This window comes from Vibrio phycocola, assembly GCF_053850235.1.
In genome coordinates this window covers 20,988-41,494 of the sequence record NZ_JBSQDJ010000001.1, presented here as the reverse complement: position 1 = coordinate 41,494, position 20,507 = coordinate 20,988, and the positions used below count along the sequence as shown (strand labels likewise).

The 20,507-nt window shown below is 41.5% G+C and carries 22 protein-coding genes; 14 read left to right on the top strand and 8 right to left on the bottom strand.

Annotation, left to right across the window (positions count from 1 at the left end):
- Window positions 1–16: 16 nt before the first annotated feature.
- Complete coding sequence (cysB, locus tag ACWU4D_RS00240) at window positions 17–991, bottom strand: HTH-type transcriptional regulator CysB (RefSeq protein WP_456049362.1); 975 nt, start codon at window positions 989–991, stop codon at window positions 17–19.
- Between the two features lie 235 nt (window positions 992–1,226).
- On the opposite strand from cysB, the gene ACWU4D_RS00235 reads away from it, so the two are divergent.
- Window positions 1,227–1,988: a DNA repair protein gene (locus tag ACWU4D_RS00235; RefSeq protein WP_456049361.1), complete on the top strand. Its 762-nt coding sequence runs from the start codon at window positions 1,227–1,229 to the stop codon at window positions 1,986–1,988.
- A gap of 39 nt (window positions 1,989–2,027) precedes the next feature.
- Here ACWU4D_RS00235 and ACWU4D_RS00230 read toward each other — a convergent pair whose 3' ends face one another.
- The 7 genes from ACWU4D_RS00230 to ACWU4D_RS00200 form a co-directional block, all read right to left on the bottom strand.
- Window positions 2,028–2,714: a hypothetical protein gene (locus ACWU4D_RS00230; RefSeq protein WP_456049360.1), complete on the bottom strand. Its 687-nt coding sequence runs from the start codon at window positions 2,712–2,714 to the stop codon at window positions 2,028–2,030.
- Complete coding sequence (locus tag ACWU4D_RS00225) at window positions 2,714–3,619, bottom strand: hypothetical protein (protein WP_456049359.1); 906 nt, start codon at window positions 3,617–3,619, stop codon at window positions 2,714–2,716. Before ACWU4D_RS00225 ends, ACWU4D_RS00230 begins: the two co-directional genes overlap by 1 nt.
- 78 nt (window positions 3,620–3,697) lie before the next feature.
- Window positions 3,698–4,438 carry a hypothetical protein gene (locus tag ACWU4D_RS00220; protein WP_456049358.1) on the bottom strand — a complete coding sequence of 247 codons (741 nt, stop codon included), beginning with the start codon at window positions 4,436–4,438 and terminating at the stop codon, window positions 3,698–3,700.
- 66 nt (window positions 4,439–4,504) lie between these two features.
- The gene (locus ACWU4D_RS00215; RefSeq protein ID WP_456049357.1) at window positions 4,505–5,239 is read right to left on the bottom strand and encodes an amino acid ABC transporter ATP-binding protein; all 735 of its coding nucleotides are present in this window, start codon (window positions 5,237–5,239) and stop codon (window positions 4,505–4,507) included.
- A 1-nt stretch (window position 5,240) separates the two neighbouring features.
- Window positions 5,241–5,909 (bottom strand): amino acid ABC transporter permease, encoded by a 669-nt coding sequence (locus ACWU4D_RS00210; RefSeq protein WP_456049356.1) that lies wholly within the window; start codon window positions 5,907–5,909, stop codon window positions 5,241–5,243.
- Window positions 5,909–6,664 carry an amino acid ABC transporter substrate-binding protein gene (locus ACWU4D_RS00205; protein ID WP_456049355.1) on the bottom strand — a complete coding sequence of 252 codons (756 nt, stop codon included), beginning with the start codon at window positions 6,662–6,664 and terminating at the stop codon, window positions 5,909–5,911. Before ACWU4D_RS00205 ends, ACWU4D_RS00210 begins: the two co-directional genes overlap by 1 nt.
- 272 nt (window positions 6,665–6,936) lie before the next feature.
- On the bottom strand, window positions 6,937–7,071 hold the full coding sequence (locus ACWU4D_RS00200; protein ID WP_456049354.1) for a hypothetical protein: 135 nt from the start codon (window positions 7,069–7,071) through the stop codon (window positions 6,937–6,939).
- A gap of 209 nt (window positions 7,072–7,280) precedes the next feature.
- Here ACWU4D_RS00200 and ACWU4D_RS00195 point away from each other — a divergent pair, with 209 nt between their 5' ends.
- The 13 genes from ACWU4D_RS00195 to ACWU4D_RS00135 all read left to right on the top strand — a co-directional run bounded on the left by ACWU4D_RS00195 (window position 7,281) and on the right by ACWU4D_RS00135 (window position 20,342).
- Window positions 7,281–7,466: a DUF1289 domain-containing protein gene (locus ACWU4D_RS00195; protein ID WP_456049353.1), complete on the top strand. Its 186-nt coding sequence runs from the start codon at window positions 7,281–7,283 to the stop codon at window positions 7,464–7,466.
- A gap of 214 nt (window positions 7,467–7,680) precedes the next feature.
- Window positions 7,681–8,700, top strand: a complete 1,020-nt coding sequence (locus tag ACWU4D_RS00190; RefSeq protein ID WP_456049352.1) for an exostosin domain-containing protein — start codon at window positions 7,681–7,683, stop codon at window positions 8,698–8,700.
- 560 nt (window positions 8,701–9,260) lie between these two features.
- Window positions 9,261–9,992, top strand: coding sequence for a FadR/GntR family transcriptional regulator (locus ACWU4D_RS00185; protein WP_456049351.1), 732 nt, complete (start codon window positions 9,261–9,263; stop codon window positions 9,990–9,992).
- 6 nt (window positions 9,993–9,998) lie between these two features.
- Window positions 9,999–11,087 (top strand): ABC transporter ATP-binding protein, encoded by a 1,089-nt coding sequence (locus tag ACWU4D_RS00180; RefSeq protein ID WP_456049350.1) that lies wholly within the window; start codon window positions 9,999–10,001, stop codon window positions 11,085–11,087.
- Window positions 11,088–11,199: 112 nt separating this feature from the next.
- Window positions 11,200–12,534, top strand: coding sequence for an extracellular solute-binding protein (locus tag ACWU4D_RS00175; protein ID WP_456049349.1), 1,335 nt, complete (start codon window positions 11,200–11,202; stop codon window positions 12,532–12,534).
- Window positions 12,535–12,620: 86 nt separating this feature from the next.
- Window positions 12,621–13,541, top strand: coding sequence for a carbohydrate ABC transporter permease (locus tag ACWU4D_RS00170; protein ID WP_456049348.1), 921 nt, complete (start codon window positions 12,621–12,623; stop codon window positions 13,539–13,541).
- Complete coding sequence (locus ACWU4D_RS00165) at window positions 13,538–14,413, top strand: carbohydrate ABC transporter permease (RefSeq protein WP_456049347.1); 876 nt, start codon at window positions 13,538–13,540, stop codon at window positions 14,411–14,413. The genes ACWU4D_RS00170 and ACWU4D_RS00165 overlap by 4 nt, the downstream gene beginning before the upstream one ends.
- A 30-nt stretch (window positions 14,414–14,443) precedes the next feature.
- Window positions 14,444–15,574 (top strand): lactonase family protein, encoded by a 1,131-nt coding sequence (locus ACWU4D_RS00160; RefSeq protein WP_456049346.1) that lies wholly within the window; start codon window positions 14,444–14,446, stop codon window positions 15,572–15,574.
- Between the two features lie 131 nt (window positions 15,575–15,705).
- On the top strand, window positions 15,706–16,398 hold the full coding sequence (locus tag ACWU4D_RS00155) for an L-ribulose-5-phosphate 4-epimerase (protein ID WP_456049345.1): 693 nt from the start codon (window positions 15,706–15,708) through the stop codon (window positions 16,396–16,398).
- A 2-nt stretch (window positions 16,399–16,400) separates the two neighbouring features.
- Window positions 16,401–17,219 (top strand): Cof-type HAD-IIB family hydrolase, encoded by an 819-nt coding sequence (locus ACWU4D_RS00150; protein WP_456049344.1) that lies wholly within the window; start codon window positions 16,401–16,403, stop codon window positions 17,217–17,219.
- A 64-nt stretch (window positions 17,220–17,283) separates the two neighbouring features.
- Window positions 17,284–18,777, top strand: a complete 1,494-nt coding sequence (locus tag ACWU4D_RS00145; RefSeq protein ID WP_456049343.1) for an FGGY-family carbohydrate kinase — start codon at window positions 17,284–17,286, stop codon at window positions 18,775–18,777.
- A complete protein-coding gene (locus ACWU4D_RS00140) occupies window positions 18,770–19,417 on the top strand; it encodes a 3-keto-L-gulonate-6-phosphate decarboxylase UlaD (protein WP_456049342.1) in 648 nt (215 codons plus the stop codon). Before ACWU4D_RS00145 ends, ACWU4D_RS00140 begins: the two co-directional genes overlap by 8 nt.
- Before the next feature lie 55 nt (window positions 19,418–19,472).
- Window positions 19,473–20,342, top strand: coding sequence for an L-ribulose-5-phosphate 3-epimerase (locus ACWU4D_RS00135; RefSeq protein WP_456049341.1), 870 nt, complete (start codon window positions 19,473–19,475; stop codon window positions 20,340–20,342).
- The last annotated feature ends 165 nt before the right edge of the window (window positions 20,343–20,507 follow it).

The following is a 20,507-nucleotide window of genomic DNA, read 5'->3' as shown; positions in this document are numbered from 1 at the left end:
TCAACACCAATAACGTCTATTTAATCGGTAAATCGATATCCTTAAACATCAATTCAATTTCATGATTCGATTTTAATGACATGGCTTGTTCAACAACTGGCTTGGTTAGATGAGGAGCAAAACGTTCCATAAAATCGTACATATAAGAACGCAAAAATGTACCGCGGCGAAAACCGATACACGTAGTGCTCGATCCAAAAATATGACTCGCGTCTAACGCAACTAAATCGGTATCTTGGTGCTTATCAACCGCCATACTTGCGATAACGCCAACTCCAATACCCATACGAACATAGGTTTTTATCACATCGGTATCTGTCGCGGTAAACACAACCTTAGGCTGTAACCCAACGCGATAAAATGCAGTATCTAACTCAGAAAACCCCGTAAAGCCGAATACGTAGGTCACTAAAGGAAACGCCGCAATATCTTCAATAGACAATTTGCTTTTCTGAGCTAAAGGATGGTCTTTAGGAACAACAATCGAACGATTCCAGTGGTAACAAGGGAGCATGACAGAATCTTGATAGAGGTGGAGCGCTTCGGTTGCAATCGCAAAATTTGCAGTCCCCTTCCCTAAGGCTTCCGACATTTGCGTAGGAGTTCCTTGATGCATATGAAGTGAAACTTTAGGATACCTTTGCGTAAAGCTCTTAATCACTTCAGGTAACGCATAACGAGCTTGGGTATGAGTTGTCGAAATATTCAACGTTCCCATCTCAGGGTGAGTATGCTCTCCCGCAACAGATTTGATACTTTCCACTCGAGCAAGAATCTCTTGTGAAATGCGAACAATTTCTTCGCCAGCAGGAGTTACTTGGGTAAGGTGTTTCCCACTACGCTCAAATACTTGAATTCCTAGCTCATCTTCCAATAAGCGGATTTGCTTACTGATTCCGGGCTGAGAAGTATAAAGGCTTTCTGCTGTCGCCGACACATTGAGATTATTGTTCACGACCTCAACGACATATCTGAGTTGTTGTAGTTTCATTTTGGCTGAATTCCCATGTGTGACGTAGATGAAATCAGTATATAATGATTAGTTATAAAGTGTAACTCTTTGGCTATAACTAAATTAATTACAGAGCCCAATAACGCATGTTAAACCGCACCCCGCAATTTCCAACCAATCAATAATTTATTATAAATTAACAATTCTATAAAGAGCAGAGTTTGATCCTATATGCTAAGCTAATATTTTTAGGCATGAAGTAACTAACGATCATATGAGTATTGGATTAATCATCACATTAGTTGGAATTTTGCTCGTCATGGTTTTGGGCTACAACGTTATGTTGCAGTACAAAGCCAAAGTAAACGCGGCAAAAAAGCAAGAATCAACACGCCAATTTGCTATCATCGATAGTACTGAGCAATTAATAAGTAACGCTCATCACATACCCTATAGCCGTAACTTGCTCATCTGTTTGAATACTCGAATCCTTGATTCATTAGAAAACATCTTGGAGTGCTCTCCAGAGAATAAGCAAATCAAACAGCGCATTGTCGATGTAAAAAACCATATTAAAGCAATGAAAGCACAAGGTGACGATACCAAAACTGCGGCATTTCGTGTTCCAAGCAGTGACAAGCAAGCTGTTGGGATGCTAAAACTGGTTAAACGCCTGAGAGAGACAATTCGCAGTGAACACAATAAAGGCCGTTTTGAAACTCAAGCATTTATTGCTGAAAATGCACGTTTAGAAACCATACAGCTCAGAATCAACATTGAAAACCTGATGAAGCGCAGCAATGACGCAATCGCAAAAGGCCAAGTCGGTACCGCGGTGCAATTGCTCAAAAAAGGAATTGATGTGTTAAGTCAGAAAAATGATGAATTCTCAGTTCAAGCACGAGAAAAACTCCAAACTATGTTCGACGATATGGAAAATAGTCGTAAGTCTAAGCTTGATGAAGGTCATGAACAAGTCGATGACGAACGTAAAAACGACATGGCTATGCTATTTGGTGAGAAGAAAAAGTGGTAAAATTATTAACGCGTTAAATACGATTTAAACATTAGCGTATTAACGCGTTTTACGTTTTCTTGTTTTCACTACCGTAACTCGAGTGCTACACATATAGTCCTCTTTAAAGAAATCCGATTCAAGCATTTGCTCAGGGACGGTAAGACGTATTACGGAGCCAGCAAGTACAATCGTTTTAGCACTGATTCCCGCAATATAAGAAACATCCCCTTTCTTCAACACAACCCCTTTACAAAAAATGGGTGTATTGTTGATTCGCACTCCTTTAATTAATTCAAAGCCAAATACCGTTAGATCTTTTTTAGGCTCAGAGATCGTTTCTTTAAATTCAACATCAACTGCAACAGGTTTTGAATGAACAATCTCCCCGAGTACATCGACTTTATCTTTCACTGAAGCAGAAAACACCCACTCACTCAGAATCGGTTCCCACTTACCCCCCAGCTTCAAGCATGCTAAATAAGTAAAACGATTTTTTCTTCCTCCATTTAGAGTACAAATTGCAATGGAGTCTTGCTGTTCAAATGGCAAGGTCATTCGAAATACAGTATCCAGCGAGCCATGCTTATATCGATCAGAGACATCTTCAACATGAAGCCGAAACGATCCAATAGGAAGCTCACAGCTATTCTCATCAACGACTATACGGCAATGCCGTTCTTTTATGCCATCAACATAGCAGCGAAAATAGTGCTCACCTTTCTCGATAACTTCAAAATCTCGCACTAGTGATTACCAAAGTCTTTTCGAATTTTTTCAGCAAGGTTTTGTTGCTCTAACTCGACTGCATCTAAAGGTGTTATTTCTTCAATGGAGAGGCTCGCTTTTTCTTTTAATACATCACTAATTCGCTGGCCAAATTTATGGTTGAAAGCATCACCCTTAGCAATGCTTTCATCGATAATTCTATCATTCTCCGTCACATGCTGCGTGTCCAATGCAACATCGATTTCACTCTGTTTAGCGGCGATTTTTATGTCCATGTCTTCCAACATGACTTCTCGGAACCATAGAGTGTATTTTCGGTTAAATTCAGTCTCGAAGTAGCGATCGGATAATCGGCGAACTTCATGCATTTTAAATCTCTTAATATAAAGCTCGACGCGAGTAAGCTCTGAAATCGGTACTGGATAGTGAAATAAATTTTGCCTCGCTTTATACATCGTCTCCTTAGTTGGAGAATTCGCCAATTGACGCAGCCTGATTAATGAAGGTGGCCACTCTCGATCTTCGTCTAAGCGTTCTAACAGATTTGCTTCAAGTCGCTTATATGATTCTGGCGTCAATGAGGCGGCGAATTTCATAAAATGCACATCCGGCTCGTCACCAAAAAAATGCCGAAGTTTAGAGTCAAATGCTTGCATCAACATGCCCCAAACTTTCAAAATCTGGATATGTTGCCCGCTCTCTTTGTACTGAGACAAAGATTCTTTCGCTTTTGTACTGAGTGACGTATTTGTGGATGACACGGGCGTATTCGAACCCGATGAAGGAAAACTGCTTTTTCGCTGTTGTACTGGGTATCTATCACTGGTGGCTTGCTTAGACATTTTTCCCATACGTCGTAAATGATCTTCGAATGATTCTCCTACCTGAGCGATATTTTTCGGTTTGTTAAAATCATCTGACATTGTCACTTATCCACTCTTCAATTACTTATTGTTCATAATGTATCTATAGTACGCCGATAGAAAGCTTGATTAATAGCCTCAGTCGTCATCTTCTGAAAGATAATTCATCACTTTTTCTTCAAACTCACTTAGTGCCGACTGCTTAACAGGTCGATTCGCCGTTTTGGCATTCACTCGTGAAAATGATAGGTCTTTAACATGCTGAATTTTTTGATATAAACGATTTGTTAGCTGACTTAAACTAAACAATTTTTCACCAGTAGCATGGACATCGACAACAAATGCATCCCAAATTTCTTTTCTATTGTGGACACCTTGTTTATACATAATGCCTTCCGCCCAATCCGGAATCTCTTCCATGTGAATTTGCAGAACACTGTACTGTTTTTCATTGGCATTTCTATCGAGAGGGGCGATTTGAGAGCGTTGGTTTCGATTGAGTTTTGCTCTGCTAGTGGTTTTGTTCTGATTTAATCGCTCATTCTGCTCACGAGCCAGTTTCATCAAATCGACCTGTCCGGTAGAGGTTTTGGACTGAATGGGATTTTTTTCAATCTGAAGACAGCCCGAAAACTGTCCGGTTAAATCTTGTTTATTAGAACGATCCAACGAAATTAAAGGTGTTGCGGGCGTTGTAAAATGCTGCAATAAAGTCCTAACAACACCATCTGGCATCCCTGTCATAGCGACAAGTTCTATCATTGACGTGCAAAAATTTCCTTTATTATCGGCAATCTCAGCTAACGCCAAAAACAGCAATTTATCTTCTGCTTTATGGGTTTTATAGTTCCATACCAATTGAGTCAGTTTCGTTGACATTGCCAAAACCTCGAATACAAACAATCCACGATTATCGGTGACTATTCGCTGAGATTCAATGAATAACTAACGTAATACTCGAGCTAAAAATCGTTGGGTTCTAGGATCCTTAGGATTACTCAATAATTCGTCCGATGGCCCTTGTTCAATAATTGAACCTTCTGCCATAAAAATCACGCGGTCGGAAATATCTCGAGCAAATTCGATTTCATGAGTCACGATAATCATCGTACGCTTCATCTCAGCAAGTTTTTTAATCAGGCTTAAAACTTCGTCAACCCATTCTGGATCTAATGCCGAAGTAGGCTCGTCAAATAGAATAGCCTCGTTTGGCACAGCCATTGCGCGACCAATGCCGACGCGTTGCTGCTGTCCACCAGAAAGCTGGCTAGGATAATGATCGGCTCTATCTTTAAGACCAATTTCTTCCAATACCGACAAGGCCGTTGCGCGAGCCTGCTCTTTGGGCTGTTTCCAAACTGTCGTCAACGCTTCACTGATATTTTCAGCGGCCGTTTTATTCGCAAACAAAGAGTAATTCTGAAAGACAAAACTCAAGCTGCGTCTGAGGTCAAGAATTTGTTGTGGGCTAGCATGACTCGCATCAACCTTGTGTTGACCAACTTCAATCACGCCTGCACTTGGCTCTTCAAGGTAATTCAAGCAACGAAGCAGTGTTGATTTCCCAGTCCCAGAAGGACCAATAATCGCCACGATTTCACCTTGCTCTACAGTTAAGTCGATACCTTCTAGTACCTTATTGTCACCAAATGACTTACTCAGATTTGTTACTTTTATCATGTTAATAAGCCTTGGCTAAATGTTGTTCTAGTCGATATTGTACTTGCGTTAAAATGGCAACCAAGCCCCAGTAAATTAATGCCACAGCTAAAAATGCCTCGAAAAACTTAAAGCTTCCCGCGGCTTCCATTTGCGCTTTTGCCATAATTTCAGCAACCCCTAACGTGAACGCTAACGACGTGCTTTTCAACATATCAATAAAATAGTTCATCAATGACGGTAACGCGATACGAAAGGCTTGCGGCAATACAATCCGTCGAAGCGCCTGGAAACGAGTCAAGCCAAACGCATAACTGGCTTCCCACTGACTTTTCGGTACAGAATCAATCGCAGCACGCAAACTTTCTGATTTATAGCTAGAAAAGTGCAAAGTCAAACCGATCACTGCACACGTAAATGCATCCAATCCAACCATAAAAGGTAATATTTGCGGTAGGCCGTAATAAAGGAGAAATAACTGGACAAGTAACGGTGTACCACGGAAGAACGAGATAAAAATCACCGCCGCAGCATTGAGTCCAGGAATTTTAAATACCCGTATAATGGTTAAGATAAGAGCAAGAATCAAAGAGAAGAACAGCCCAATCAGGGCCATTCCGATGGTGACTTCCAAATACTTAAACAGTATCGGGAAGAGACCAAGCATATAGTTAAAATCAAAGGACGCCATTACTGGGTGATATCCCCTTTAAACCACTTTTGAGAAATGCTAGACAAAGTGCCATCTTTTTTCATTTCGGCCAATGTTTCATCAACCTTAACTCGCAACGCATCACCTGCTTCACTTTTCACAAATGGCATTGCATTTTGAATCGACTCTAGAGGTTCACCAGCAAGCTGAAGAGGTAAGCCTGATTGCTCAATGAGTGCCAATGACGACACTTTATCCATAACAAAAGCATCAGCACGGCCTAATGCAACATCACGTTCGATACCTGTGTCATAAGTCACTATATTAATGCTGTCGTCTTCGTTATGTTTTCTAAGTACTTCTTCGAAGTTAGAACCAAGGTTTACAGCAACTTTCTTACCTTTTAGATCTTCAACACCATTAATGCTGTCGTTACCTTTACGCACAACAATTTGCACACCATCGATGACATAAGGTGTAGAAAAGCTGTATTTCGCAAGACGAGCTTCGGTAATGGTAATCTGGTTAGAAATAGTATCGATGCGACCCGTTTCCAATAAACCAAACAGACCCGAGAAGTTAGCCGTTACGAACTCAACATTCCAGTCGTTACGTTTACCAATTTCGTTCCAAATATCAACTTCAAACCCTTGCAACTCATCTTGTTTCACAAAAGTAAAAGGGAAATATTGGCCAGACATACCGACTTTAACATCACGTTCTGCGGCTACAGTGATATTCGCTACTGCTACTAGGGCTAACCCGAGAATAATTTTCTTAAAAAACTGCTTCATGATTTTTTTAACCACTATATATATGAAAATGTAGCCTGACATTTTACGCTATATTAATTCATCTAGAAATATCTATTTGTTATATTAAATGACGACATCTACAAAAATCTGATGATAAATCATAAAGCAAAGAGATCGTAGAGAGCTTGAGGTTAGTTGATTGGCGGTTAAGGGACCAAATTAAAAGACAAGCACAAACCCACTGCTCTTAGCATGCCTTAGCAACGAAAAAGCAACGGGGGAAGCGTTAAGTAAAACAAGAAAAAAAATCGCTACTTCTTTGACGCTTTGATTGTGTTTTTAATGAAGAAGAACATCAAGAAGGCAAAGATAGACACTGTCACACCCAACCCAATAAATGAATAATAAACAACGGGATCATTTAATAACATATGATATAAGTCCATATTGTACTCCTTCGTACTAATGCGATATGGCTTAATAGTAGAAACAATGCATAGTTTTACAGATGATGCAGATCAATCGTTGTTTAAAATATCTCCAGTAAAGTATCATTTTTGAGCCATAGATCATCATATAATGCTCGCTGATGCGTTTATATCAGAATCCAATTAGACACTCATGTCACGAACCAACAGAGTATAATTAAACCAATATGTTTATAGGAAACAATACCAGTCTCATTACGCCTTGTACCAGTCGATGTAAAATAGACAATAATAACGTGTGTACAGGATGTTACAGGACGTCACAAGAAATTACCGATTGGATCAATAAATCGGATGATGAAAAAATTAACATCGTCATTCGGTGCAAGAAAATGATAGCAAAGGAAGAATAAGCAACTCATTGTTGTTCAATATAATGTTTGGGTGAATAGTTGTACACGCTTGAATATCAATGATAAATCAGTATTACCGCTAAAATTATCAGTAAGAAACACCCTACTTTAAGTTATTTACTCTAATCAATACAATAGGATAAACTTGCAAAAATAACATAAATAGACGATCCTATTTCATAACTAACTGTTTTCTATATATAGGCCATGTTAAATGTCAGCGAGTAATACCAATCGATATATATTCCTTAGAGAAAATCATGAAGGTACTCCTCTTGAATTTGATCCTCAAGAATCAGGATGTTTAGCTTCATATCATTTAAGTTATATTGAAGATGTGCTTCGCGAATTTGACAACCAGTTACCTGATCAAGGTTTTATCATTTATATAACAATGTGGAACATAGACCAGTTACCTGAGTATGGCGACAATGTTATTGCTATTGTATTACTCGACGAATTTAATAGAGAGCTACGATATCGTTCTAAAGTTAAAGCGATATATCGTACCTGTGGATTTAAACCCACGGTGTGGAACAATTTGCAACATGGCAGCATAAATGAAAAACTTGCCAATGTATTAGCGTATGGTCGAGATTTATATCGCGATGGTTTGGATGGCCGCATTCGAACAACTATATTGAAAGCTGTCGGAACTAAATTTGCGCCAATTTATGCAATTCCTCTAGGTTACTTCGCTGATCAACCTGCAGAATTTATTCCCTTTAATCAAAGAGAATACCTTCTTTCTTTTGCTGGAAGTGTGCAACATCGCGTCAATAAACCGATATTTCCTAGCCCTAAAGAGCAAACTCGAAACAGAATGCTTGAAGCGCTCTCAGTTTTAAAAGATAACAATCCCGATTTACCGATTAATTTGAGACAGACCAGCAACTTCAAATCCAGTATTGCGAGCACCTTTAATTATTCACAAGAGATGATGAGCTCCCAATTTTGTCTAGTCCCTAGAGGAACGACTCTCGAAACCTACCGTTTTTATGAAGCTATTCGTTTCGGGTGTATTCCAATTATGGAAGTAGTTCCTGATGTAGAATTTTACGAAGACGCACCAATTGTAAAATTAGAGCATTGGAGTGATCTCGAAGAAACCATTTTATCTTTACTCGCTCAACCTGACGTCCTCGATAAAATGCATACCGACGCTTTAGAATGGTGGCGAGATAAATGTGATAGTAAAATCATTGCAGATAGAATGGTTAAACAGTTAAGTTAGTAGACTTCTAAATCTAACAATAGCAAATACAATCCCGTCATCTACCACAGATTGCGGGATTTTTTCATTTCCTCTAACAACCATTAATCTTGGGTATAATTCAAAGCTAAACATTGACCAGCCCCAACAGCACGATCTGCTATAAAATAGACGTCGGTATAGCCCATATCTCACAAGAGATGTATCAACTTTAGCATCTTCTAGATCTTCGAATTTCCCAAATCTAATCCGTGCACTCTTTCCAGTTCTTTCCATTCAGTCCAAATATCCATCTTAGTTAAGATAACCACATTTGGTATTATATGCGTACCAGTGTTAGGTTAAATATTATTGATAAAAGTTACAGAATAAGAGTGTGATGGATCATATTGTGTATAAAATTACCTCTTATCAGCTTGTTTTAGATCATTATTTGTGTTCGAATCAATAAATCCACCAAATACTGGTTAATTTAACGCCGTGAAATAGGCTAAAAATTTAACATTAAGACACTAACTGGTACGGTAACAATACCAATATAATAAGACAAATTAATACGGCGATAGGAAGCAAATAGGGTTATGTCAAATAGCACTAAATATTCAGCAGATTACAAAGCAGATGTTCGTAAACGTACGCTTAAATCTCAAATAGCCGATAAGCTCGGAGCAATGATTTCATCAAGAATGATTGCCGAAGGTGAAGCTCTACCATCTGAACGAGACTTAGCCAAGTCTTATGATGTCAGCCGTGAAACCGTTCGCGGAGCATTACAGATTTTAATTGAACATGGGTTTATAAAAGTATCACAGGGTAATCGCAGTGTTGTTGTAGAAGGGGCAGCGAAACGAATTGAATCCAGCAGTGCATTAAGCGATATCCAAAATTACGATGCGATCACTGTTGCCGAGACCCGAAAAGTCGTTGAGTCCGCCATACTACGCTCAGCGGCTATCAATATAAATGCAGAAGATTTAGAAAAGCTAGAGTCGATGCTTGAGTATCAAGAATCTGTTATCGATGACCCTGTCGCTTTTCAGATTTCAGATAATGAGTTTCATACGCTTATTTATCAATCATGCCGCAACCCACTTTTAACGAAAATGGCATTAGATGTTTATTCATATGCATTGGAGTACAGAACTGCTGCATTGCTAGAGGAAACGTCTACCGTACGAAGTCTTCGTGAACATCACCAACTTTTTAGATCATTGAAAAATCACGACCCGGATGCTGCTGAACGAGCCATTATGGCTCATGTAGACAGTATCTTTAAATCTACACTTATCATGCAGAACAAGGATAGTGAGTAACTGAATATGCCTGTAATTACATTTAATAAATTAAACAAAAAATATCAGAGTACCGAAGTTATCCATGACATCGATCTTGTGATGGAAGACAACGAGTTCACCGTTTTTGTCGGGCCTTCTGGCTGTGGTAAATCAACAACGCTGCGAATGGTTGCTGGTTTAGAAACAGTGTCAGATGGTTCCATTACAATGGATGGAAAAGATATTTCTCATCTTGAACCTATCGATCGAAATATTTCAATGGTATTTCAGGATTACGCTCTGTACCCGCATATGAATGTTGCAAAAAACATGTCTTTTGCGCTGCGCTTAGCGAAATTCCCAAAGCAAGAGATAGAAAAACGCGTTTCGGAAGCAGCAAATATGCTGGGCTTAACCGAATATCTGCATCGTAAACCTGCGGAGCTCTCCGGAGGTCAGCGTCAACGTGTTGCAATGGGCCGTGCTCTGGTACGAGATTCCTCTACTCTTCTTATGGACGAACCTTTATCCAACTTAGATGCCAAGCTCCGTGGTCAGATGCGTGCAGAATTGGCGATGATGAGCAAGAAAATTAAGAAGAACATTATTTATGTCACCCACGACCAGATTGAAGCGATGACCCTAGCCGATCGGATTGTTGTGATGAAGGATGGATATATTCAGCAGCACGGCAAACCAAAAGAGTTGTTCGAAAAACCAGCCAATAAATTTGTTGCCGGTTTTATGGGCATGCCACCGATGAACTTTATAGACATGACGGTAAGCAAAAAAGACGGCAAATTATTCGCTGCTTTTGAAGAATTCGAATTTGAATTACCGAATTTAGAACATCAAGCAGATTTGCCCGAATCTGGCGAAGTCGTTATTGGTATTCGTCCATCAGCGCTTAAGCCAATCAACAGCGACGAATCTCACAACATTTTAAAATTTAAAATTAACGTTAATGAATACGTTGGAACTCAGTCAGTTTTAATTTCTGAAATCCAAGGTAATCGCGTTATGGCCGAAGTGGACTCGTTCCATGAGTACAGCCTGGGCGATACCGTTAGTTTTAAAGTTGAACCGGAAGATATTTACGTGTTCGACAAAACAACAGAAAAAGCAATTTACTAAATTTTTAGGTTAACAACTTAAAAACAAGTAAGACAAGTAACACTCGATATAACGTGATTTCAAGTTAGGAACTTAAAACAACAATTCATACAGTTAGTTCTTGGAGATGAAGATGAATATTAAAAAGATTTTTAACAAAGCGATACTCACGACGGCCACCGCTGCAGTCGCGACGATGGCTTCAGCCAACCCCTACGATGCATATAAAGACACGACCCTTGTTGTGAATTTTCCTGCTCACCCACATTACAATGCCGTAATGAAAGTGCTTCCTGAATTCACCAAGGAAACGGGCATAGAAGTAGAAGTAGACCAACTTCAATACCTTCGCATGCGCGAAAAACAAACATTGGAATTAACCAAACGTGAAGGCGATTACGACCTAATTGCTTACGTTGTATTCTCGAAAGCCGATTACGTTTATGCCGATCAGCTTGAAAACCTAGCTCGCTATTTCATGAACCCACGTTTGGCTGATCCAAACTACGACGCAGAAGATTTGGTTGACGGCTATGTTGCAAACATCGGTGTTGTCGGTGGTAAAAAAGGTTACCTAGACGGTCCAACAGGTTCGGTATACGGTCTTCCATTCGGTTCTGAGACATCGATACTAGGTTACCGCAAAGACATCTTTGAAAAGCATAATCTTGAAGTACCAAAAACATACGACGAATTGTTAGCACTTGCGTGTGAAATTCCGAAGTTAGAACCTGGAATGGGCGGCTTAGCTTCTCGTGCTGCATCGGGTCACCATGCATCGCATGCTTTCCTATTACACCTTGCACCACTTGGCGGTCGCATCTTCGACGACCAATGGAATCCAATTGTGAACAATGCTGAAGGTGTTAAAGCCGCTGAAGCATTGAAAACAATCGTTGAATGTGGCGCTGAAGGTTCGAAAACATTTGGTTTTGCAGAAGCTGGCACCTCATTCTTACAAGGCCAATCGGCAATGTTCCTAGATTCAACCGTTTTTGCTGGCCAAGTTGACGACCCAACAAAGTCTAAGATTGTTGGTAAAGTTGGTTGGGCTCCGCATCCAATGGGTGTACGTAAAGGCTCACAAACAGGTGGTTTTGGTATCGGTATTCCTAAGAACGCTGAGAACAAAGAAGCAGCCTTCTTGTTAATGCAGTGGCTAACGTCTAAGAAAGCGGACAAGCTAATTGCCCTTGCTGGTGGTAACCCATCTCGTTACTCAACGCACGAAGATGCAGATGTAAACAAAAAGTTCCCACACATGAAAACCTTCGGTCTTGCGCTTAAAGATGCGGATCCAGATTGGCGCCCAATCATCCCTGTCTGGGGCAAAATCAACGCAGACTTAGGTACAACACTATCGAAAGTTTTAACAGAAGATCTTGATATCCAAACAGCACTTGACGGCGTTGCTGAACGCTCCAAGAAAGTGATGGAAGATGCAGGTTACTACTCTTGGAGTGAGTAAGTTCTGTTGAGATCGGCCTCGCGGCAACGTCCTAGCACGATGTGCGCGAGGCACATTCAAATTTTAGTACCCTGTAGGGAATTACTATGAAATCCACGAGCTTGAATCGTTTGACGCCTTATATGTTTTTGGCGCCTGCGGGAGTCATCTTGTTACTTGGGCTACTGTACCCGATTGGCTACATGATTTACGCAAGTTTTCTAGACTGGAACCCAAGCCAATTAATTGGTGAAGCAGATTGGGTTGGCTTTAGAAACTATATTAATTTGTTCCAAGATGCAGCATTCCACGAATCTCTCGGTGTCACCATTAAGTTTGCCGTTGTTGTTGTGTCTTTAGAGATGCTAATCGGTGTGGGATTGGCACTACTACTGGATCGTGATGTTCGAGGCATGTCCCTATTACGGACTATCTTCATTCTACCGATGATGATTGCACCCATTGTTGTCGGTTTAATGTGGCGTTATATGTATCACCCAACCATAGGGATATTTAACCGCACGTTAAACGCACTTGGCTTTGAATCTATTCCTTGGTTATCCGACTCTGGTTGGGCACTGACGTCGATCATTATTGCAGACGTGTGGCAATGGACACCGTTTATTTTTATCTTGTCACTTGCGGCATTGCAGTCACTTCCTAAATCAACATTGGAAGCGGCACGTATTGATGGTGCATCAACATGGCACCAAATTTTATACATCAAGTTACCCTTAATGCTACCGGTGTTAATCGTAACCCTACTACTTCGCATGATCGACGCGTTTAAAGTTCTTGAAGTTATCTTGGTTATGACCAACGGTGGCCCAGGCCTTTCTACCGAAATTATGGCATTGCGTATCTCTCGAACCGCTTCTGAGTTCAGAGAGCTCGGAATGGCAGCAGCGATGTCCAACATGCTATTACTTTTATTGTTAGGACTCACTCTAGCGATGTTCCTTTATACGAAGTACAACGAAACTCGTGCTGAAAAAGCGAGAGTTGTGAATAAGGAGGATGACGAATGATCGCTAATAAAGCTGAAAAAAAACCAAATCCAGCATTTTATGCCTTACTGGTTGCGCTGGCGATTATGGCGCTAGGTCCAATCATGCTCATGGTAACAACGTCGTTAAAATTGAACGTCGATATTATGAGTGATACTAGTAGCTTTCTTTTTTCACCAACTCTAAAAAACTATGAAACCGTATTATGTGATGTTTTGTGGTATGAACCCGATCATGTTGACTATTGTAGTCCAACCTTCTCTCGTTCATTAGGCAACTCGTTACTTATCGCGTTGATATCAACAGGGATTACTTTAACGCTTGGCTGTATGGCGGCTTATGCACTTGTACGTTTCAAGTTTATGGGTCGTAGCGCGGTATCATTAACTACCATGATGATGCGTATGGTTCCACCCGCTGTATTACTTGTTCCAGTATTTGGTATTTGGACATTTAACTACGGGCTAGATGGTACCTTCAGCGGCATTATTCTGGTCTACGTCGCAATGAACCTGCCCTTTGTGATATGGATTTTACAGAGTTTTATTGTGCAGGTGCCAATCCAATTGGAAGAGGCCGCGAAAGTCGACGGTGCTCGACCAATGCAAATTTTCTTCCTAGTCGTTTTGCCCATTATTAAGCCGGGCTTAGCTGCAGCAGCAATCTTTACGTTCCGCATTGCATGGAATGAATTCTTGTTAGCCAACGCGTTGCTAGACCGTGGAACCAGAACGGTACCAGTGACCATCGTAAACTCGTTAACGGAATACGACATTGACTGGGGAGTAATCATGGCGACGGGAATGTTGCTTGCTGTTCCACCGATTATTTTTACTTTTGTTGCATCAAAACAAATTATTACAGGCATGACTGCCGGTGCTGTAAAAGGCTAAATTTTTTAACATTATAGATTGGGTACGAAAATGAACTTAGAAAAAGACTACAAACTGCTAATTGGCACATACAGTGACATCGACGCACTAGCGCACCAACCATACTCACCAGTACCAGGTGAAGGTATCTACTCAACGACTCTTACCAAAGATGGCAAGCTAGTGATCGAATCGTCGACAAAAGCGTTGAACCCAGCGGTATTAATTCCAGGTACAAATAGCAAATATATGTACGCTATTTTGGAAACCATTCGTGAAAACGGTTCAATCATTCAATATGAAGTACAGAATGACGGCTCGTTAAAAGAGGTCGCGGATTTTCAAGCTAATGGTAAATCAACATGCTACCTATCGTTCTCGCCAAACAAAGATGCAGCGATTGTCATCAACTATTGGGATGCAATCATCGATGTCGTTGATGTTGACGAAAATGGCCGCTTAGGAGAAGTCATTCAAAGCTTCAAACAGTTCTACCGTCCAGAAACTGAATGGCGTCAAGTTGAGAACCGGGAAGATCACTGGGGTAACCGTCAAGTTGGCCCACATGCTCACTGTGCGCATTTTTGGCACGACTGGGTTTTCATTCCTGACCTGGGTGAAAATGCAGTATTTCAATACCGTTGGGACGCTGAAAAACGAAATCTTACAAGAGAAACGTGGATTGAGTTCGAAGCTGGCTCTGGTCCTCGTCACATGGCAATGCACCCTAGACTAGATATATGCTACGTTTCTAACGAACTATTCAACACAGTTTGTGTCGCAAAACTCGACAACAGCGATGCAAGCGAAGTTAAACCTCGTTTGATTCCAATTCAATACCAACCAACACTAGAGAACAACGATCAGATCAGCTATGTATCTGAAATTAAATTATCTCCTGATGCAAAATTCTTATATGTATCAAACCGTGGCGATAACTCAATTGCCGTGTTCAAAGTATTGGATGATGGGACGTTAGATCGTATCGACATTACCCCAACCAACGGAAAATTCCCACGTCACTTTGCTATCTCTCCTTGTGGCAAAGCAGTCATCGTTTCTAACCAAGATACAGGTAACGTGTTGGTTTACTCTCGTGATATCGAAACCGGCATTATTACCAAGACTGACGAAGAAATTGAAGTACCTGCACCTAACTACATTCGCTTCCTAGAAGTGTAATCCAATGTAGCTTTTGGATAACCTAATCCATTCTGTTTTAGGTTATTCCAAAAAAACATTATTTAAAAACAACAATCGATAACAAACCTGAAGTACCCCACTTGAATAAACAAAATATAGAGAGACATTGTATGTATACCGATCTAAAAAAACGTGTATTAAAAGCGAATTTACAGTTACCGGAATACGGTCTCGTGACGTTCACCTGGGGTAATGTTTCTGAAATTGATCGAGAAAATGGTGTGATTGCAATTAAACCATCAGGCGTTTCGTACGATGCGATGACTGAAGATGACATTGTCATAGTCGATCTAGATGGCAATACAGTGGAAGGCAAGCTCAACCCCTCTAGCGATACCGCAACTCATCTTGTTTTGTATAAAGCTTTCGAAAATATTGGAGGCATTGTGCATACCCACTCTCGTCATGCCACAGTATGGGCACAAGCGGGTTTAGATGTACCAGCATTAGGAACCACCCACGCAGATTATTTCTATGGCGATATTCCCTGCACTCGCCAACTTACTCCAGCAGAAATTGACGTCGACTACGAATTAAATACTGGCCATGTCATTGTCGAGGAGTTTGCAAAACGTAAGATTGATCCTGTTGCACTTCCTAGCGCCATTATTTCAGGTCATGCTCCATTTTCATGGGGAAAGGACGCATTTGACGCCGTTCATAACGCGGTCGTACTAGAAGAAGTTTCAGCCATGGCGATCGCTACACGAGCTCTGAACGCAAACATCCGCATTCAAGAAGAATTACTCGATAAACATTACAACCGCAAACACGGTTCAAACGCCTATTATGGTCAAAAATAATCATGACTAAATATAAAGTACTCGCCCTCGATTTAGATGGCACCGTTCTAAATTCCGATCGCCAGATCAGTGAGCCGCTGCGACAAACCATTCAGACATTGAAAGATCGCGTGCACATTGTTTTGGTCACAGGACGTCACCATACCGCCGCAAAGCCATACCACTATGAACTTGGCTTAGACACGCCGGCTATTTGTTGTAACGGTACCTATGTTTACGATTATGCGAAGCAAGCCATATTGACGCAAAACGCCATTCCTGTTGACAAAGCACGTGAGTTTTTAGCGTTAGCCCAATCCTATAATTTTAAATTAGTGATGTACGTAAAAGACGCCATGCTCTACTCCAAGGCGCAACCAATTCATTATATGGAAGCATTAAAAGCATGGTCTGAAAAATTTGACGGTGAATTACGTCCCGACATTCGGAAAGTAGAGAGCTTTGAAGACGAGCTAAACAAAACCGATTACATATGGAAATACGTCGTCGAAGGGAACGATCTCGCAGGCTTCTCCTCAGAAGATTTAATTAAAAATGACTTTTCTGGTGAACGTTCTTGGGTTGACCGTATTGATTTTGCCATGTGTGGTAACACCAAAGGCAACGCTTTGAGCACTTATATTGAAACGCAGGGCTATCATCCCGATCAAGTCGTGGCCGTTGGTGATAATCACAACGATATCTCCATGATTAAACTTTCTGGGCTCGGAGTTGCAATGGGCAATGCCGATGACACCGTGAAACAATCCGCTCAAAAAGTACTTCAAGCGGGTCATGACGACGCCAATGCACTATCCGATTTTTTGAATTCAATTTTTTAATAATATCCAAAATAGATAACATTTTGCAGGGGTATACCCTGCGTGACCCCAAGGTGATACAGACATGAATTATTTCATAGGTTTAGATTCTGGCGGCACGTTTATGAAAGCGGGCTTATTTGATAGCAACGGCAAACAAATCGCCCTCGCACGGGTGTCGGCCAGCGTGGTCACTGAACAAGAAGGTTGGGTTGAACGCGATCTAGACGCACTCTGGGATAACGCTTGCGATGTGATAAAACAGTTATTTACCTTAACCGATGTAACGCCATCACAAGTGAAGGGCGTAAGCATTTCTGCACAAGGGAAAGGGGTTTATTTACTCGACAAACAGGGTAATAACTTACGCAATGGTATTTTATCATCCGACGGCCGCTCACTGCCAATCGTTAAAGAGTGGCATCAACAGGACTACCCAGCAAAAATTTACCCGTTAACGTTACAAACCTTATGGACTGGTCACCCTGTTTCCATTATGCGTTGGCTAAAAGAGAATGAACCCGAAAATTACGCGAATGTTGGTTCAGTGATGATGGCGCACGATTACCTGCGTTATCGCTTAACCGGAGCCGTACACGGTGAGCTCACTAATATGTCGGAAAGCAATTTCTTTAACGCCAACACAGGTTCATACGATAAAGCATTGTTGGAGCTGTTTGGCATTGAAGAATTGTGGGATGCTTTGCCACCGATCTTAAATGCCGATGAACTTGCCGGCGGCATTACTGCGAAAGCCGCGGAGCTGACGGGCTTAGCGAAAGATACACCTGTCTTCGGTGGTTTGTTTGACGTGGTCGCAACTGCTGTCTGTTCAGGTATTGATGCTGAGCAGCCAAAACTTAACTATGTGATGGGCACATGGTCAGTTACCTCAGGCATATCAAAAGACATAACCAAGATGGATCACAATTTTGTCTACGGTCATTACGCTGTGAAAGACCAATACATTGTGCATGAAGCCAGCCCAACTTCGGCCAGTAACTATGAATGGTTCGCTGATTACCTTAGTGACAATGGCGAGCTCGATCATGCCACGATTGCGAACGAAGTCGCGAGTGTATCCGATGATAGCCACGACTTGTTTTTTGTCCCATTCTTATATGGCTCAAACATGGGGCTAGGCATTAAATCTGGCTTTTATGGTTTAAACTCCCACCACAAACGAGGCGATTTGGTAAAAGCTATTTGGGAAGGCATTTTATTTTGCCATAACGTGCACTTACAACGCATGCGGCTACGTTTCCCTGAGGCGGATATTCTTCGCGTCACTGGCGGCCCCACAGCTTCTCAACAATGGATGCAAATGCTCGCCGATTTGACCGGTATGACCTTAGAGATACCGAACATTGAAGAAACTGGCTCGTTAGGTGCAGCCGCCATGGCAATGGTTGGAACCGGAGAACACACAGATTTGAACAGCGCTCTAACCGCATTTGACAGCGGAACACGCTGTATTGAACCGAACTCAGAAAAATTTGATCAGTACCAAACCAAATACGCACGCTACCTAAAACTGGTGTCGTTGTTTAAAGAATTCGAGGAAAGCAAAGATGACTAAACCCCTACTACAAATTGCACTGGACACTCCCGATCTAGACACCGCTCTGGCTACCGCAAAAAAAGTCAGTGGGTTTGTCGATGTTATTGAAGCGGGCACCATTTTGGCTTTTGGCGCAGGTGTACAATCGGTTAGAGAATTACGCCAACGCTACCCAGATCACACCATCGTGTGTGATATGAAGATTACTGATGCTAGCGCTATTTTGACTCGCATTGCACTTGAAGCCGGAGCCGATTGGATCACCGTCAGTGCCGCCGCGCATTTAGAAACCATTCGCGCAGCTAAGAAGGTAGCCGATGAACTGGGCGGTGAAGTGCAAATTGAATTATACGGCCATTGGACAATGGACGATGCGCAAAGCTGGATTGATATGGGCATAACACAAGCCATTTATCACCGCTCGCGCGATGCAGAACTCGCAGGTGTAACATGGACTGATGCGGATTTAGAAAAGATGCATGCACTTTCGGGCATTGGTATCGAACTCTCTGTTACGGGTGGAATCGTACCAGCCGACTTACATTTGTTTAAAGAGATCAATGTGAAGTCCTTTATTGCTGGCCGAGCACTCGCCGCTGATAATGGCGAAGATGTTGCCACAGAGTTTCACCAAGCCATTGCTCAAAACTTCTCATGAGTTTACCGTGCTGAATACACCGTTAATGAATCGACACTATTTGTAAGGAACCACCATGTTTAGCAGCCAAAACAAATTTCGCTTAGGCCTGTATGAAAAAGCGATGCCAACCACATTGTCATGGGAAGAACGTTTCACCAAGGCAAAAGAAGCTGGCTTTGACTTTGTCGAAATTTCTGTGGATGAAACCGATGAACGTCGTGCCCGTTTAGACTGGAGCGATGCAGAAATCTACGAACTGCGCCGCCTCAGCGAAAAGCTCGAAATGCCATTGCAATCCATGTGTTTAAGCGCTCATCGAAAATTTCCATTTGGGTCTATGGACGACGCTATTCGTAACGAGTCGTTATTAATTATGGAAAAAGCCATAGCCTTAGCTTACAAGCTGGGTATTCGTTGTATTCAAATGGCTGGCTACGATGTGTATTACGAAGAACAATCCGAGCAAACTCATCTTCGTTTTATCGATGGCATGAAGCAGGCTGTTAAAATGGCCGAACGTGCAGGTATCATGTTAGGTGTTGAAATAATGGATACGCCTTACTTGAATTCACTGGGTAAATTTGAAGTACTTAAACGTGAAATTCCATCACCATACTTTATGGCCTATCCGGATGTTGGCAACATTTCTGGCTGGAATTACGACGTCTGCACCGAATTGAAACTTGGGCAAGACCATATTGTACAAATACACTTAAAAGATACGTTACGTGTATCCGGCACGTGTAAAGGCCAGTTCCGAGATCTCGTCATCGGTGAAGGCCAGGTTGACTTTCACGCCATCTTTACGACATTAAAAGAAATAGATTACGCCGCGCCTCTGGTGATTGAAATGTGGGCGCAAAATGATCAGTGGTTTGAAGATGTGATCGCTGCAAAAGCCAAATTAAAAGAGATTGCTAATAGCGTGGGCTTTGCACTCTAATTTCATATGACAACTTAGATCGCTAATGATTGCGGATCGTTAATGATCGCGTGAGAATCACTTAGAATTAGACAGCTGATGTTGGGATGGTTGATCTCGGGGAGATTGGAACGCGTAGCAAGATAACGTTGAGTCGTTGAGCGTAGAAGTTAACACTATATTCTA

Coding starts and splice junctions, on each gene's coding strand:
- ACWU4D_RS00155 (WP_456049345.1), top strand. CDS start 15,706: ATGTATACCGATCTAAAAAAACGTGTATTAAAAGCGAATTTACAGTTA.
- ACWU4D_RS00140 (WP_456049342.1), top strand. CDS start 18,770: ATGACTAAACCCCTACTACAAATTGCACTGGACACTCCCGATCTAGAC.
- ACWU4D_RS00160 (WP_456049346.1), top strand. CDS start 14,444: ATGAACTTAGAAAAAGACTACAAACTGCTAATTGGCACATACAGTGAC.
- ACWU4D_RS00235 (WP_456049361.1), top strand. CDS start 1,227: ATGAGTATTGGATTAATCATCACATTAGTTGGAATTTTGCTCGTCATG.
- ACWU4D_RS00225 (WP_456049359.1), bottom strand. CDS start 3,619: ATGTCAGATGATTTTAACAAACCGAAAAATATCGCTCAGGTAGGAGAA.
- ACWU4D_RS00145 (WP_456049343.1), top strand. CDS start 17,284: ATGAATTATTTCATAGGTTTAGATTCTGGCGGCACGTTTATGAAAGCG.
- ACWU4D_RS00215 (WP_456049357.1), bottom strand. CDS start 5,239: ATGATAAAAGTAACAAATCTGAGTAAGTCATTTGGTGACAATAAGGTA.
- ACWU4D_RS00135 (WP_456049341.1), top strand. CDS start 19,473: ATGTTTAGCAGCCAAAACAAATTTCGCTTAGGCCTGTATGAAAAAGCG.
- ACWU4D_RS00205 (WP_456049355.1), bottom strand. CDS start 6,664: ATGAAGCAGTTTTTTAAGAAAATTATTCTCGGGTTAGCCCTAGTAGCA.
- ACWU4D_RS00185 (WP_456049351.1), top strand. CDS start 9,261: ATGTCAAATAGCACTAAATATTCAGCAGATTACAAAGCAGATGTTCGT.
- ACWU4D_RS00170 (WP_456049348.1), top strand. CDS start 12,621: ATGAAATCCACGAGCTTGAATCGTTTGACGCCTTATATGTTTTTGGCG.
- ACWU4D_RS00220 (WP_456049358.1), bottom strand. CDS start 4,438: ATGTCAACGAAACTGACTCAATTGGTATGGAACTATAAAACCCATAAA.
- ACWU4D_RS00210 (WP_456049356.1), bottom strand. CDS start 5,909: ATGGCGTCCTTTGATTTTAACTATATGCTTGGTCTCTTCCCGATACTG.
- ACWU4D_RS00165 (WP_456049347.1), top strand. CDS start 13,538: ATGATCGCTAATAAAGCTGAAAAAAAACCAAATCCAGCATTTTATGCC.
- cysB (WP_456049362.1), bottom strand. CDS start 991: ATGAAACTACAACAACTCAGATATGTCGTTGAGGTCGTGAACAATAAT.
- ACWU4D_RS00150 (WP_456049344.1), top strand. CDS start 16,401: ATGACTAAATATAAAGTACTCGCCCTCGATTTAGATGGCACCGTTCTA.
- ACWU4D_RS00195 (WP_456049353.1), top strand. CDS start 7,281: ATGTTTATAGGAAACAATACCAGTCTCATTACGCCTTGTACCAGTCGA.
- ACWU4D_RS00180 (WP_456049350.1), top strand. CDS start 9,999: ATGCCTGTAATTACATTTAATAAATTAAACAAAAAATATCAGAGTACC.
- ACWU4D_RS00175 (WP_456049349.1), top strand. CDS start 11,200: ATGAATATTAAAAAGATTTTTAACAAAGCGATACTCACGACGGCCACC.
- ACWU4D_RS00200 (WP_456049354.1), bottom strand. CDS start 7,071: ATGGACTTATATCATATGTTATTAAATGATCCCGTTGTTTATTATTCA.
- ACWU4D_RS00190 (WP_456049352.1), top strand. CDS start 7,681: ATGTCAGCGAGTAATACCAATCGATATATATTCCTTAGAGAAAATCAT.